14 protein-coding genes are annotated in these 14085 nt (G+C 66.4%); 8 read left to right on the forward strand and 6 right to left on the reverse strand.

The features are described from left to right. Positions 1–8: 8 nt before the first annotated feature. Positions 9–1214, reverse strand: coding sequence for an MFS transporter (locus ASG67_RS01675; RefSeq protein ID WP_056526230.1), 1206 nt, complete (start codon positions 1212–1214; stop codon positions 9–11). Positions 1215–1647: 433 nt separating this feature from the next. Beyond that, positions 1648–3111, reverse strand: a complete 1464-nt coding sequence (gene pyk, locus ASG67_RS01680) for a pyruvate kinase (RefSeq protein WP_056524375.1) — start codon at positions 3109–3111, stop codon at positions 1648–1650. Positions 3112–3186: 75 nt separating this feature from the next. Here pyk and ASG67_RS01685 point away from each other — a divergent pair, with 75 nt between their 5' ends. From ASG67_RS01685 to ASG67_RS01695, 3 genes are all read left to right on the forward strand, one after another. Beyond that, positions 3187–3480, forward strand: coding sequence for a DUF1244 domain-containing protein (locus ASG67_RS01685; protein WP_056524378.1), 294 nt, complete (start codon positions 3187–3189; stop codon positions 3478–3480). Positions 3481–3527: 47 nt separating this feature from the next. Further along, positions 3528–4829, forward strand: a complete 1302-nt coding sequence (locus ASG67_RS01690; RefSeq protein WP_056524381.1) for a metal-dependent hydrolase family protein — start codon at positions 3528–3530, stop codon at positions 4827–4829. Between the two features lie 127 nt (positions 4830–4956). Next, positions 4957–5223 (forward strand): DUF2312 domain-containing protein, encoded by a 267-nt coding sequence (locus tag ASG67_RS01695; RefSeq protein ID WP_056526233.1) that lies wholly within the window; start codon positions 4957–4959, stop codon positions 5221–5223. Positions 5224–5342: 119 nt separating this feature from the next. Here the strand turns inward: ASG67_RS01695 and ASG67_RS01700 are convergent, their stop codons facing one another. Next, on the reverse strand, positions 5343–7430 hold the full coding sequence (locus tag ASG67_RS01700) for a catalase (RefSeq protein ID WP_056524384.1): 2088 nt from the start codon (positions 7428–7430) through the stop codon (positions 5343–5345). An 80-nt stretch (positions 7431–7510) separates the two neighbouring features. Further along, positions 7511–8968: an ATP-binding protein gene (locus ASG67_RS01705; protein ID WP_056526236.1), complete on the reverse strand. Its 1458-nt coding sequence runs from the start codon at positions 8966–8968 to the stop codon at positions 7511–7513. Between the two features lie 85 nt (positions 8969–9053). On the opposite strand from ASG67_RS01705, the gene ASG67_RS01710 reads away from it, so the two are divergent. The 4 genes from ASG67_RS01710 to ASG67_RS01725 are packed head-to-tail and all read left to right on the forward strand — an operon-like array spanning position 9054 to position 11710. Next, on the forward strand, positions 9054–9800 hold the full coding sequence (locus tag ASG67_RS01710; protein WP_056526240.1) for a YebC/PmpR family DNA-binding transcriptional regulator: 747 nt from the start codon (positions 9054–9056) through the stop codon (positions 9798–9800). A 52-nt stretch (positions 9801–9852) separates the two neighbouring features. Further along, entirely contained in the window at positions 9853–10359 is a 507-nt protein-coding gene (gene ruvC, locus ASG67_RS01715; RefSeq protein WP_056524387.1) for a crossover junction endodeoxyribonuclease RuvC, read from the forward strand. Continuing rightward, complete coding sequence (gene ruvA / locus ASG67_RS01720; protein WP_056524390.1) at positions 10356–10952, forward strand: Holliday junction branch migration protein RuvA; 597 nt, start codon at positions 10356–10358, stop codon at positions 10950–10952. The genes ruvC and ruvA overlap by 4 nt, the downstream gene beginning before the upstream one ends. Positions 10953–10981: 29 nt before the next feature. Continuing rightward, on the forward strand, positions 10982–11710 hold the full coding sequence (locus ASG67_RS01725; RefSeq protein WP_056524393.1) for a ParA family protein: 729 nt from the start codon (positions 10982–10984) through the stop codon (positions 11708–11710). Positions 11711–11745: 35 nt separating this feature from the next. Here the strand turns inward: ASG67_RS01725 and ASG67_RS01730 are convergent, their stop codons facing one another. Next, complete coding sequence (locus ASG67_RS01730; RefSeq protein ID WP_056524396.1) at positions 11746–12534, reverse strand: helix-turn-helix domain-containing protein; 789 nt, start codon at positions 12532–12534, stop codon at positions 11746–11748. Positions 12535–12697: 163 nt separating this feature from the next. Here ASG67_RS01730 and ruvB point away from each other — a divergent pair, with 163 nt between their 5' ends. After that, positions 12698–13717, forward strand: coding sequence for a Holliday junction branch migration DNA helicase RuvB (gene ruvB, locus ASG67_RS01735; RefSeq protein ID WP_056524400.1), 1020 nt, complete (start codon positions 12698–12700; stop codon positions 13715–13717). A gap of 43 nt (positions 13718–13760) precedes the next feature. On the opposite strand, the gene ASG67_RS01740 is transcribed toward ruvB, so the two are convergent. Continuing rightward, positions 13761–14042 (reverse strand): CsbD family protein, encoded by a 282-nt coding sequence (locus tag ASG67_RS01740; RefSeq protein ID WP_056526243.1) that lies wholly within the window; start codon positions 14040–14042, stop codon positions 13761–13763. Positions 14043–14085: the final 43 nt, after the last annotated feature.

Below are 14085 nucleotides of genomic sequence, written 5' to 3' on the forward strand. Positions count from 1 at the left end.
GGGGCATATCAGCGGCGGCGTGCGCTCGCCATAGAGATACCGGAGATCGAGATGCCCCAGATCGCCAGCCCGCCCAGCGCCAGCGCCGCGCCGACCAGCCCGGTCGATCCCAAACCCAGTCCGGCGGCGATGGCGAGGCCACCCGCCCATGGCCCGATCGCGTTGGCGACGTTGAACGCCGAGTGGTTTAGCGCCGCCGCCAGTGCCTGCGCATGGCCGGCCACGTCCATCAGCCGCGTTTGCAGCACGGTGCCCAGCGCCCCGCCGATGCCGATCGCCAGCACGTCGACCGTGATCCAGAACGGGCTGTGCGCCGCCAGCGGATACAGCGCCAGCGCCGCCGCGGACCACAACAGCAACGCCCCCGCCGTGGGCATCAATGCCCGGTCGGCGAAGCGCGGCACGAACAGATTGCCCAGCGTCATGCCGATCCCGAACACCGCGAAGACGAACGGCGAGAATGTCGGCCCGACCCGCGTCACCTCGGCCAGCGTCGAGGCGAGATAAGTGTAGACAGCGAACAACCCGCCGAACCCGATCGCGCCAGTGCCCAGCGTCAGCCACACTTGCGACCGCTTCAGCGCGCTCAGTTCCCTGAGCGGGCTGGCGGTCCGGTTCGCCAGATCTCGCGGCGCGAACATCGCGACCAGCCCGGCGGTCGTCAGCGCCAGCACCGCCACCGCCGCCAGCGCCCAGCGCCAGTTGAGGAACTGCCCCGTCAGGGTGGCGAGCGGTACGCCAACGACGGTGGCGATCGTCAGCCCCAGCATGATCCGCCCGACCGCCTCCGTCCGCCGCTCCACCGGCACCAGCGATGCGGCGACCAGCGCCGCGATCCCGAAATAGGCACCATGCGGCAGGCCGCTCAGGAACCGGCACACCAGCATCGCATGATAGGACGGCGCCATCGCGGATGCGGCATTGCCGACCGCGAACAACAGCATCAGCGCAATCAACAATGTTCGCCGCGACATCCGTGCCGATGCGACGGCAATCGTCGGCGCGCCGATCACCACGCCCAGCGCATAGGCGCTGATGACATGCCCCGCGGTCGGTTCGTCGACGTGCAGGTCCTGCGCCATCAGCGGCAACAGGCTCATCGTCGCGAATTCGGTCGTGCCGATCGCAAAACCGCCGACGGCGAGCGCAAGATGGACGATGCCGGGTCGCACAGGCGCGACATCCGGCCGCGTGGCGGCGGCGATGCTGGTCATGTCATCTGCGGTTGCCGCTTCCTTCCGACGGGTCAACCGCATTGTCCTTCATCATGGTTGCATGGGGTGCAATCGCGGATGGCGAATGGTGGCTTATGGTCGGTCTATCGAGGGGATCGTCCCGGAAAAATGCGCTGTCCTACAGCCGAACGGTCAATTATCGCGTTTGAACAGCCGCTCTTTCTCAACCCCGAATATAATCGCCGCCCATGCGCGCGCATGGGCAGGTGTGACTTTAGCGACTTTCCGGCCGTACGGATCTGCACATGCCGTGATTTCTACAAGCCGTCCCCCGGCGAAGGCCGGGGTCCAGTTGGGTGAAGGGTAGCAACTACCCACGACGGTTGTCCCAACTGGACCCCGGCCTCCGCCGGGGAACAGGCAGATTGTCAGCGGTCAGCCCGCGCCGTAACCGACGGGCGGAAGCTCTACCTCACAACTCGTTGGTGTAGTTCTTCAACTCGTCACCCGTCAGCCGCACGACATGCAGCACGTTGGTCGATCCCGGCGTCCGGAACGGTACGCCGGCCATCAGGATGATCTGCTCGCCCGCCTTGGCGATACCGTGGCGCAGCGCCATCCGCTTCGACTTGGCGACCATGTCCTCGAACGACTCGACGTCGCGGGTGTGGACGGCGTGCGTACCCCACAACAGACCCAGCCGCCGCGCCGTTTCCAGCTTCGGCGTCAGCACCAGGATCGGCACCGCCGGCCGCTCGCGCGCCACGCGGCGCGCGGTCGAGCCGGACGTGGTGAAACAGATGATCGCCACCGCCGATGTCGTCCGCGCGATCCCCTTGGCCGCTTCCGCCATGGCGTCGGCGGTCGTCGGATCGGGCTTCATCACCGTGAAGTGGACACGGTCGCCGTGGCCGGGATCACGCTCCACCGCCTCGCCGATCGCGTTCATCATCGACACCGATTCGATCGGCCAGTCGCCCGCGGCGCTTTCGGCCGACAGCATGATCGCATCCGCGCCGTCATAGATCGCCGTCGCCACGTCCGACACCTCGGCGCGGGTGGGCGAGGGGCTCTTTATCATCGATTCGAGCATCTGCGTCGCAACCACCACCGGGCGGCCCATTCGGCGCGACACCTCGACGATGCGCTTCTGCAGCGGCGGCACCTGCTCGGGCGGCATCTCGACGCCGAGATCGCCGCGCGCCACCATCACGCCGTCGCACTGCTCGACGATCTCCTCCAGCCGCTCGATCGCCGCCGGCTTCTCGATCTTGGCGAGCAGCGCCGCCTGTCCCTTGATCAAGCCGCGCGCCTCCATCAGATCTTCCGGCCGCTGCACGAACGACAGCGCGATCCAGTCGACGCCCTGTTCGACCGCGAAGGTCAGGTCGCTGCGATCCTTCTCGGTCAGCGCCGCCATCGGCAGCACCACGTCGGGGACGTTCAGGCCCTTGTTGTTCGACAGCGCGCCGCCGACCGCGACCTTGGTCACGATCCGATCGGCGTCATGCTCGGTCACATGGACGACCAGCTTGCCGTCATCGAGCAACAGGCGCGCGCCCGGTTCGATCGCCGCGAAGATTTCCGGGTGCTGCAATTCCACACGGGTCGCATCGCCCGGCGTCGAGTCGCGATCGAAGGTGAAGGTCTGGCCCTTCACCAGTTCGATCTTGCCCTCCGCAAAGCGACCGACGCGCAGCTTGGGACCTTGCAGATCGGCCAGGATCGTCGTCGCGCGGCCGTATTTCTGCTCCATCGCGCGGATCGCCTTGATGACCGGCACTTTCGATTGCTGGTCGCCATGGCTCATGTTGATGCGGAATGCGTCCGCACCCGCCTCGAACAGGGCGGCGATCATCTCGGGGGAGTTGCTGGCGGGCCCGAGGGTCGCGAGCACACGCACTTTCCGAGAGCGGGGGGCGATGGCCTGGGTCATGTAATATGTCTTTCTGGGGGATGCCGCCTTGCCCTCTAAGCCCTATTTGGTGGCGATCAACCTCGGAGCATACGAATGGATTCGATCGACCGCCTTGACGATGCCACCGCAGCGGCCGCTTTCCGCCGGCTGGTGCGGCATCTGCGCCACAGGACGGATGCGCAGAATGTCGACCTGATGGGGCTGGCCGGCTTCTGCCGCAACTGCCTGTCCGACTGGACGGCGGAGGCCGGGAACCTCGACAAAGATACCGCGCGTGAGGCGATCTATGGCATGCCCTATGCGCAGTGGAAGACGGAGCATCAGGGCGATGCGACGCCCGAACAGCTGGAACGAATGAAGGAAAGCGTCGCCCGCAACCCCGCTTGACCCGGCCTTCCCCACCGGCGACGCTGTGCTGACAAGGGGAGAAGATCATGAAGACGATGATGGCGGCCGTACTGGCCGGATTGCTGGCCACCGCCGCTCAGGCGCAGGCGCCCGTGCGGGTCACCTATATTCAAGCCGGCACGCTGCTCGACCGCCCCGGCGAGCGGCCACGCGGCAACAGCACCATCATCGTCCGCGACGGCAAGATCGCCGAAATCCGCGACGGCTTCGTCCCGGCAGAGGCCGGCGCGACATTGGTCGACCTGCGCGACCGCTTCGTGCTGCCCGGCCTGATCGACATGCATGTCCATCTGCTGGGCATCGGCGGCGATCCGATGCGGTCGCGGTTGACCGCGCTCAATACCGAACTGGCCGACGACGTACTCTATGGTGCCGGCAATGCGCGCGCGACGCTTCGGGCGGGTTTCACCACCGTCCGCGATCTGGGCGGCGATCCACGCGGCATCCGGGCGCTGCGCGACGCCATCGACCGCGGCGATGTCGAGGGGCCGACGATCGTCAACGCCGGCGCGCCGATCTCGGTCACGGGCGGGCATGGCGATCCCACCAACGGCCTCGCGGAACCCTTCGCCCATGCGGTGGCCGCAACGATCGACAACACCTGCGACGGACCCGACGATTGCCGCCGGGCGGTGCGCCGGCAGGTCGGGCTGGGCGCGCAGGTCATCAAGTTCACCGCGACCGGCGGCGTCTTGTCGAACGTGTCGGGCGGCCTCGGCCGTGCCTTCACGCCGGAGGAGATGCGATCGATCGTGGATACCGCCCACGGTCTTGGCCGCAAGGTTGCCGCGCACAGCCACGCCGCCGACGGGACGAAGGCCGCACTGACCGCTGGCGCCGATTCGATCGAACATGCCAGCTTCCTCGATGACGAGGCGGTCGCGCTGTTCAAGCAGACCGGTGCCTATCTGGTCCCGACCGAGATTGCCCCCGTCGCCGCGCTGGCCCAGGCCCGCGCCGGCGCGCTCCCGCCCGCGACGATCCCCAAGGCGGAGGCCGCCGCGGCGGCAATGGTGACGAGCCATCGCAAGGCATTGCAGGCAGGGGTGAAGTTCGCCTTCGGCACCGACAGCGGCGTGTCGAAGCACGGACTGAACGCTCAGGAATTCGCATTGTTGGTCGACAAGGTGGGGATGACCCCGGCCCAGGCGATCCGCACCGCGACGGTAGCGGCGGCCGATCTGCTCGGCCAGTCCGACCGGATCGGCACGCTGGCGCCGGGCAAAGCGGCGGACCTGATCGCCGTCGCCGGATCGCCGCTGGAGGATGTGACCCGGCTGGAAAAGGTCAGCTTCGTGATGCACGGCGGGGTTGTCGTCGGCGACTGATCCGGCAGGCCGTCGCAGGACCATTGAGCGAACGTCACGAACCGCCTAAACGGCCGGCAATCCTTCTGAATCAACCCTGCCGCCCCCGCGCTTCGCGGGTCGCGCGGCGCATCATATGGACAAGAACATGGCTGAAGAACGCGGCGAAGGCATGGGCGGCGGACACGTGGCGGCAGACGAACTGCGCCTGCTGATCGAGCGCGCCGAGCGGCTGGAAGAAGAGAAAAAGGGTATTTCGGACGACATCAAGGACGTGATGGCCGAGGCCAAGGGCCGGGGTTACGATCCCAAGGCGATCCGCAAGATCCTGTCGATCCGCAAGAAGAAGAAGGAAGAATATCAGGAGGAGGAGGCGATCCTCGAAGTGTACATGCAGGCGCTGGGCATGATCTAATCGACTGGTCTGCCCTCACCCTTCCGGCACTTCGTGCGTCCCTCCCTCTCCCGATGGGAGAGGGAAAAGGCGGCGTAGCCGGCGAAGGGTGAGGGCAGGGTGGCGACCCCGTTCTTCCGTTACGCCAGCGTGCGGACGTTCGGCTCGCGGTCCCAATACCGCTTCTTCGCCGCCTCGACGAAGCCGTCCAGATCGGTCACGCCCTCGTCCGGCTCAACGCCAGCCTTGTCGAGCAACGGCTTGGCGGCGGCATTATGGCCGATCGCCTTCAGATGCCCGAACGCGTCCATCACCCATTGGACGGCTGCACCTTCCTTCACCAACTTGGCACACGCCTCCTTCGACAGGATCACGGCGCAGGCATCGACCGTTACCGAAGGCTGGCCGAACAGTTGCGCATCTGCCTGAATGGTCGAACCGTCCGACAGCGGCACCTTGCCGACCTTGGGCGCGATCGTCAGCGGCGTGCCGCCGGCGGCCTTCACCGCATCCTTCACCGCCTTCAGTTCACCGGCGTCGGTGCCGTCGGCGAACAGGATGCCGACGGTGCGGCCTTCCAGCGTATGCTTCTCCAGCGGACCGCGAATGATGCGGAGCGCCGGCGACAGGTCCATGTCGAGCACCGGCGCGGCGGTCTTCGACGCGGCCGGCAGGTCCATCGCGAGGCCATCGGCCACACGCTGTGCCAGCGTTTCATCGACGTTGCGCAGGTTCGCCATCATCGCCGTGCGGATATGCGGCAGCGACACCTTGGACAGTTCGAACACCAGCGCCGAGGCGAGATGCGCCTGCTCCGCCGGGTCGATCGACCGGAAGAACAACCGCGCCTGGCTGTAGTGATCGGCGAAACTCTCCGGCCGGATGCGCAGCTTCTGGCCTTCCTCATCGGACGGGAAGGTCTTGTAGCCCTTGGCCGGGTCTTCGCGCGCGCCGGCCTCCTCGCCCGCCTTCGCCAGGCTGTTCGGCTCGTAATTCGCGCGACCCTTGGGCACCGCCATCTGCATATGGCCATCGCGCTGCTGGTTCATGAACGGGCAACCCGCCGCCTCGGCGCGACCCTTGGCCGAATTGATCGGCAGCTGGTGGAAATTGACCGAGCCGAGACGCGACAATTGTGTGTCGGTGTAGCTGAACAAGCGACCCTGCAGCAGAGGATCGTTGGAGAAGCCGATGCCCGGCACGACATGGCTGGGCACGAAGGCCGCCTGCTCCGTCTCCGCGAAGAAATTGTCGGGATAGCGATCGAGGACCATACGGCCGACGATCTTCACCGGCAGCACTTCCTCCGGGATGATCTTGGTGGCGTCTAGCACGTCATAGGGCTGGCTGTTCGCGAACGCCTCATCGAACAGCTGCACGCCCAGTTCCCAGGTCGGGAAGTCGCCGCGATCGATGCTCTCGAACAGGTTGCGGCGCTGGAAATCGGGGTCGGCACCAGCGATCTTCACCGTCTCGTCCCAGATCGTCGAGGCGAGACCCGCCTTCGGCTTCCAGTGGAACTTCACGAAGGTCGATTTGCCTTCCTTGTTGATGAACCGGAAGGTGTGGACGCCGAACCCCTCCATATTCGCAAAGGTGCGCGGCAGGGTGCGATCCGACATCGCCCACATAATCATGTGGATCGACTCGGGCATCAACGAGATAAAGTCCCAGAAGGTGTCGTGCGCGGTCGCGGCCTGCGGATAGCCGCGATCCGCCTCCATCTTGGCGGCGTGGATCAGGTCGGGGAACTTGATCGCATCCTGGATGAAGAAGACGGGGATGTTGTTCCCGACAAGGTCCCAGTTACCCTCGCGGGTATAGAATTTGACGGCGAAGCCACGCACGTCACGCGGGGTGTCGACCGATCCGGCGCCGCCCGCGACGGTGGAGAAGCGCGTGAACACCTCGGTGCGCTGGCCCTTCTTCTGGAACATGTCCGCGACGGTGATGTCGGCGAGGCTTTCGGTGCACTCGAAATAACCATGCGCAGCCGAGCCGCGGGCATGGACGATACGCTCCGGAATGCGCTCATGATCGAAATGATTGATCTTCTCGCGATAGACCTCGTCTTCCAGCAGCACGGGGCCACGCGCGCCGGCCTTCAGCTGGTTCTGGTTGTCGCTGATCGGCGTGCCGTGATTGGTGGTCAGCACCGGATGGTCGGCATCCGCCACCTGATGCGTTTCGCCGCCGTTGCCGGGGTTGAGGTCGATCGTGTCGCTCATGGGTAGTCCTTCGATTCAGGTATCCCTGCGACAACGATGGGCCCGGTGCGATAGGTCCGCTTAAATCACGTTGCTCTGGATCAAGCAGCCTCCGCCGGCTCCGTCGTCCAGCCTAGGCGGGGGATGGTGATCGAGCGCTTCCCCGACAGGTCGATCCGCGTCACGAACAGTTCGCGGCTTTCAATGTAGCCGATCAGGCGACGGACACGGCCGAGCGAGCTGGTGCCATAGGTGTGCGCTAGCTCGGTATCGGACGGGCAGGGACGTGCTTCCTTGGCCGCGCGGGCGACCAGCAGGAACGCGCCCATCATGTCGTCGGGCAAGGTGCCGGCCAGCGCCAGCGCCTCTGCCCATTCCTCGTCATGCACGTCGAAGATGCCGGCCCGCGCGCAACTCAGCCGGCGGGTGAAGCCGGGCAGGTCGAGGGGCGGTCTGGCAAGACCGGCCATACGACACCGCACCTGGAAATCCTGGAACAGGACGGAGGGCGGGCGGAGCGCGGCGTCGGCATCCGCCACGATGGCGCGCAGCGTGTCGGCATAGATCGCCTCCACCTCGTCCGCATCCTTGGCCGGGGCGGGGGCCATCGGCGCGGGCGCGGGGCGGCCGATATCGGCGACCAGTTCGTCTGCGGGGACGAGGCGGGGGCGGGCCTCGAACGTCATCGGCAGCATCGGTGCATCGACCACCGGTTCGGCGAGCATATCGGCGAGGTCGTACGCCTTGGCGGCGGGAAGCGGCGTCAGTTTGGGGCTGCCTGACCGTGCAGAGGTATCGACGGTGCCGATCCTGACCGAGACCGGCCGCCGCGACACCGCCGGCCCCAGCGCCATGAAGGTGCCGCGGGGCAGATCGCGAATCGCCTCCGCCTGCCGCCGCTCCATGCCGAGCAGATCGGCGGCGCGCGCCATGTCGATGTCGAGGAAGGTGCGCCCCATCAGGAAGTTCGACGCTTCGGCCGCGACGTTCTTGGCCAGCTTCGCCAACCGCTGCGTCGCGATCACGCCGGCCAGACCACGCTTGCGCCCCCGGCACATCAGGTTGGTCATCGCCGACAGCGACGCGCGGCGGACCTCCTCCGCCACCTCGCCACCCGTGGTGGGGGCGAACAATTGCGCCTCGTCCACCACGACCAGCGCGGGATACCAATGTTCGCGCGGCGCATCGAACAGCGCCATCAGGAACGCGGCGGCGCAGCGCATCTGCCCCTCCGCCTCCAATCCTTCGAGGCTGAGGACGACGGAGGCGCGGTGCTCGCGGATGCGGGTCGCGAATCGGGCGACCTCTGGGATCGAATAATCCGCCGCCTCGATCACGACATGGCCATATGCGGGGCCGAGCGTGACGAAATCGCCCTCCGGATCGATGATCACCTGTTGCACCTGACCGGCGGATTTTTCGAGCAGGCGGCGCAGCAGATGCGACTTTCCCGACCCCGAATTGCCCTGCACCAGCAGGCGGGTCGCGAGCAATTCCTCCAGGTCCATGCCGACCGCGCCGCCGCGATCGTCCAATCCCATATCCACGCTGACTGTCATGATCGCGCCCATTTGGCCCAAGGGCGCCATTGGCGAAAGCCCCTATCGGGCGCTAAGGGCATCGCAACCATTCCAAGAGGCACCGATGGCAGGCCATTCCAAGTTCAAGAACATCATGCACCGCAAGGGTGCGCAGGACAAGAAGCGCAGCTCGCTCTTCTCAAAGCTGAGCCGAGAGATCACGGTGGCGGCCAAGATGGGCCTGCCCGATCCCGACATGAACCCGCGCCTGCGCGCGGCGGTGGCGGCGGCCAAGGCCGCATCGCTGCCCAAGGACAATATCCAGCGCTCGATCGACAAGGCGAGCCGCGGCGATGCCGAGAATTACGAGGAGATCCGCTACGAAGGCTTCGGCCCCGGTGGCGTGTCGCTCATCATCGAGGCGCTGACCGACAACCGCAATCGCACCGCGACCAACGTGCGTACCGCCGTGGCGAAGAACGGCGGTAATCTGGGCGCCAGCGGTTCGGTGAGCCATGCGTTCGACCGCATGGGCCTGATCAACTATCCCGCCAGTGTCGGCGATGCCGAAAAGATATTCGAGGCGGCACTGGAAGCGGGCGCCGAGGACGTCTCCTCGTCCGAGGACGGCCACGAGATCTGGACCGCGCAGGGCGACCTGCACGAAGTCGCCAAGGCACTGGAACCCGTCCTCGGCGAGGCCGAGGGCGCCAAGCTGGCGTGGCGTCCGCAGACGATGGTGGACGTGAACGAGGACGAGGCCGCGACGCTGTTCAAGCTGATCGATGTGCTGGACGACGACGACGACGTGCAGACGGTGTGGGGCAATTACGAGGTATCCGACGAAGTGATGGAGAAGCTGGGCGGATGATCGTCGTGGGGTGGCGTTTATCCCTCCCGCAAGCGGGAAGGCAGAAAACACCATGATCATCCTCGGTCTTGATCCCGGTCTCGGCACCACTGGCTGGGGCGTGATCCGCGCCGATGGCAACCGGCTGAGCCATGTCGCCAACGGCCAGATCAAGACCGAACCATCGATGCTGCTCCCCCGTCGTTTGTCGAACTTGTTCGAGGCACTCGGCCAAGTGATCCGCGCCGAGCGGCCGGACAGCGCCGCGGTGGAGGAGGTGCTGGGCAATTCCAACGCGCAATCGACGCTGAAGCTGGGTCAGGCGCGCGGCGTCGTGCTGCTGGCGGCGGCGACGGCGGGGTTGCATATCGGCGAATATCATCCCTCGACCGTCAAGAAGGCTGTGGTCGGCACCGGCGGTGCGGAGAAGCGGCAGATTCAGGCGATGATGGCGGTGTTGTTGCCCGGCGCGAAGCTGGCGGGGCCGGACGCGGCGGATGCGCTGGCGGTGGCGATCACGCACGCGCATCACCTCGCCAGCGCCGAGGGGCTCGCCCGCCGTGCGAGGGTGATGGCATGATCGCGCATCTGAAGGGCCGGCTGGATTCAACCGGCATCGACCATGCGGTGATCGATGTCGGCGGCGTCGGCTATCTGGTCGGCGCGTCCGCCCGCACGCTGGCGGCGATCGGGCCGGTGGGGGAGGCGGCGACGCTGTTCACCGAGATGCTGGTCGCCGAGGATTTCATCCGCCTGGTCGGCTTCGCCAATGCCGCCGAGCGCGACTGGTTCCGGCTGCTGACCGGCGTGCAGGGTGTCGGCGCGCGGGTGGCGCTGGCGATCCTGTCGGCGCTGGAGCCGAACGAACTGGCCCGCGCGATCGCGTCGCAGGACAAGGCGATGGTGGCCCGCGCGAACGGCGTCGGGCCGAAGCTGGCCGAACGCATCGTCCGCGAATTGAAGGACAAGGTCGGCGCGGTGCCGCTGGGGCCGGGCGCCATCGCGCAAGCGCTGCCGGTGGGCGCCAGCGCAGATGCGGTGTCGGCCCTGCTCAATCTGGGCTTCCGCCCCGCCGAGGCGGCGACCGCGGTCGCAGCGGCGGAGGAGGAGCTGGGCGATACCGCCAGCCTCGACGCGCTGGTCCGGCTGGCGCTGCGCAAGGCGTCGCGATAGCGTCATCCGCAGATGCAAAGGGCCCGGCCATGACGACGATCGCGGTGTACAGTCTGAAGGGCGGCGTGGGAAAGACGACGCTGGCGGTGAACCTCGCCTGGGCAGCGGCGACACTGTCGTCGCGGCGGACGTTGTTGTGGGACCTCGATGCGCAGGCGGCCGCGAGTTGGGTGATGGGCGTCGACGGGCCGGGTCGGGTCGAGGCGCAGGCGGCGATCCTGAAGGATGCTGATCCCGACAAGCTGATCCGCGCGACGGCGGTGGATCGCCTGTCGCTGCTGCCAGCCGATGCGTCGCTCCGGCATCTCGACAGGCTGTTCCACGATCTCGACAAGAAGAAGCGGCTGGCGAAGCTGGCCGACGGCTTCGCGCGTGATTTCGACCGGATCGTGGTCGACTGCCCACCGGGGCTGACGGACACGTCGGACCAGATACTCCGCGCCGCCGATCTGGTCGTGGTGCCGGTGATCCCCGCGCCGCTCGCCAGACGCGCGTTCGAAACGGTGGCGGCACATGTCTCGGCGCGCAAAGGGGCGGGAACACCGCTGATGCCCGTTTTCACGATGGTCGACCGCCGCCGCGCGCTACACCAAGCGGCGCTCGCCGAGCATCCCGACTGGCCCGTCATCCCAATGGCAAGCGCGGTAGAGGCAATGACCGAACGCCGCGCCCCGGTCGGCACCTATGCGCCGAAATCACCGGGCGCGAAGGCGATCGGCGAGCTGTGGCGAGCGGTGGAGAAGGCGCTGGCGCGGTAGCTTTCACCGAAGTCCAATCTCCTTCCCGGCTGGAGTCACCGGATGAAATACCCGTTCACTTTCCAGCTGGATCCTTCACGCACCATGACGACGGTTTCGACCGCGTCGTGCTTCTGCGCGAAGTTGGTCCTGAACTCGACGATCTCATAATCGCCGGCGGGCACACCGGGAAGCGAGGTGGTCCTCGTCGCATTCTGGACGGTTCGTGACGATACCTGACCGAGCTGCTGTCGAAGCGGCTGGATCGTGGATGCCCAGCGTGCTTTCTCCACCTGTGATTTGAACAGCGCCCCCGCAGCATCCCAGCTTTCGCCCCACCGTCGCTGATCCAGCAACGACACCCATGCACTGGCAGAGATCGCGCCGGGCGACCGGAACGTGCTCGGGGTCGTTGCGGCTGGAACGATCTCCGACGTTGGCGGTGATTGCGGCTCGCCGGTCCTGTGAAACGCCGATGACAGCACGGCAGCAGCGATGATGAGCGACATGATGAGCATTCCTCCACTGAACCAGACGAGCGATTGTCCCACCGGTCCGCGTCGATCCGGATGCGCTGCCTCTGTCCGGTCTGTCACTGCTCCGGCGACCCCCAATTGCTTGTCCACAAGCGAATTGGGGTCGTTCCGCTCCACCTCGGCCAGTTGCCGTGCCGCTTCGCGACTACTGGCCACGCCCAGTTTCCGGCGCGCATCTCGCAGCCGCTCGTTCACCGTGTGGATGGACAGGCCGAGGCTGCGCGCGATCGACTTTGCGTCATGACCGCCGAGGAGGAGCCGCAGGGTCTCCTTTTCGCGTTCGCTGAGTCCCTGCAACCCTTCGCTCATTCGACCGGTGACCCTGATCCGCTAGTGGATGTGCCTGCCTATGACATGGGATGGCCGGTATCCATCAGTTTGGCTGCCAGAACAGTCGTCTATCGGGATGAACTGTAACACTGATTCCATCCCCCCTCGACTTGCCCGCCCCGGTGCCGCTACGGAACGAAGCGTGACCGACGACCGCTTCATGACCGCGACAAAGCGCCCCGAGGACGTCGATGCCGCGCTCCGTCCCAAGAGCCTCGATGATTTCGTCGGGCAGAAGGCTGCGCGGGAGAATCTGCGCATCTTCATCCAGGCGGCGAAGCAACGGGGCGACGCGCTGGACCATGTGCTGTTCTTCGGCCCGCCAGGATTGGGCAAGACGACGCTGGCGCAAATCATCGCGCGCGAGATGGGGGTGGGTTTCCGTGCCACGTCCGGCCCGGTCATTGCCAAGTCGGGGGATCTGGCGGCGCTGCTGACCAATCTGGAGGACGGCGACGTCCTGTTCATCGACGAAATCCACCGTCTGCAACCAGCGGTCGAGGAAGTGCTGTATCCGGCGATGGAGGACCGTGCGCTCGACCTGATGATCGGCGAGGGGCCGTCCGCGCGATCGGTGCGGATCGATCTGCCGCGCTTCACGCTGGTCGGTGCGACGACGCGGCAGGGGTTGCTGACGACACCGCTCCGCGATCGCTTCGGCATCCCGGTGCGGCTGCAATTCTACACGGTCGAGGAATTGACGCGGGTGGTGACGCGCGCCGCCGGTCTGCTGGGCCTCGCCATCGCGCCGGACGGCGCCACGGAAGTGGCGCGGCGCGCACGAGGGACACCGCGGATCGCCGGGCGACTGCTGCGCAGGGTACGCGATTTCGCCGATGTGGCAGGGGAGCCGATCGTCGACAAGCGTAGCGCCGATGCGGCGCTGACCCGGCTGGAGGTCGACTCGCTGGGGCTGGATGCGATGGATCGCCGCTATCTGCACATGATCGCCGACATCTATCGCGGTGGCCCGGTGGGCGTGGAAACGCTGGCAGCCGGTCTGTCGGAACCGCGCGACACGATCGAGGAAGTGATCGAACCCTATCTGATCCAGCTCGGCCTCGTTGCGCGAACGGCGCGGGGGCGGGTGCTGAACACGGGCGGATGGAAGCATCTGGGGCTTAACCCGCCGGTCGGCACCGAGGGCGGGTTGTTCGACTGACTGGTAACGGCGTCGTGGGCCGTTGCCGGCCCACGACGAACGATTACTTGCCGCGCAGCGTGTTGAGCAGCGCCAGACCAACCACACCGAACAGCGCGGCGGTGGCATAGGGGCGCGCCTGTGCGAAACCCTTGGCCTTGTCGATCGTCGGACCGGGGTTGGCGAACACATCCTTGGCAGCGCCAGCCAACTGCTTCGCGTTGCCGGCGAGCTGATCGGCGATGCCCTCGCTCTGCAACGAACGGTCGCCGGTCGCTTTGCCCAGCGTTTCCTTCAGACCGCCGGTGAGTTCTTGACCTTCGCCCTTCAGGGTGGTGGTGTTCATGTCGTTTGCTCCTTCGAATACATTCATGGTGAACGCTTTCAGG

The organism is Sphingomonas sp. Leaf339, assembly GCF_001426195.1.
GTDB lineage: Bacteria > Pseudomonadota > Alphaproteobacteria > Sphingomonadales > Sphingomonadaceae > Sphingomonas.

Bases quoted from the DNA above. Each gene is read 5' to 3' on its own strand.
- ASG67_RS01675 (WP_056526230.1), bottom strand. From the start codon at position 1,214: ATGACCAGCATCGCCGCCGCCACGCGGCCGGATGTCGCGCCTGTGCGA.
- pyk (WP_056524375.1), bottom strand. From the start codon at position 3,111: ATGACCCAGGCCATCGCCCCCCGCTCTCGGAAAGTGCGTGTGCTCGCG.
- ASG67_RS01685 (WP_056524378.1), top strand. From the start codon at position 3,187: ATGGATTCGATCGACCGCCTTGACGATGCCACCGCAGCGGCCGCTTTC.
- ASG67_RS01690 (WP_056524381.1), top strand. From the start codon at position 3,528: ATGAAGACGATGATGGCGGCCGTACTGGCCGGATTGCTGGCCACCGCC.
- ASG67_RS01695 (WP_056526233.1), top strand. From the start codon at position 4,957: ATGGCTGAAGAACGCGGCGAAGGCATGGGCGGCGGACACGTGGCGGCA.
- ASG67_RS01700 (WP_056524384.1), bottom strand. From the start codon at position 7,430: ATGAGCGACACGATCGACCTCAACCCCGGCAACGGCGGCGAAACGCAT.
- ASG67_RS01705 (WP_056526236.1), bottom strand. From the start codon at position 8,968: ATGACAGTCAGCGTGGATATGGGATTGGACGATCGCGGCGGCGCGGTC.
- ASG67_RS01710 (WP_056526240.1), top strand. From the start codon at position 9,054: ATGGCAGGCCATTCCAAGTTCAAGAACATCATGCACCGCAAGGGTGCG.
- ruvC (WP_056524387.1), top strand. From the start codon at position 9,853: ATGATCATCCTCGGTCTTGATCCCGGTCTCGGCACCACTGGCTGGGGC.
- ruvA (WP_056524390.1), top strand. From the start codon at position 10,356: ATGATCGCGCATCTGAAGGGCCGGCTGGATTCAACCGGCATCGACCAT.
- ASG67_RS01725 (WP_056524393.1), top strand. From the start codon at position 10,982: ATGACGACGATCGCGGTGTACAGTCTGAAGGGCGGCGTGGGAAAGACG.
- ASG67_RS01730 (WP_056524396.1), bottom strand. From the start codon at position 12,534: ATGAGCGAAGGGTTGCAGGGACTCAGCGAACGCGAAAAGGAGACCCTG.
- ASG67_RS01740 (WP_056526243.1), bottom strand. From the start codon at position 14,042: ATGAACACCACCACCCTGAAGGGCGAAGGTCAAGAACTCACCGGCGGT.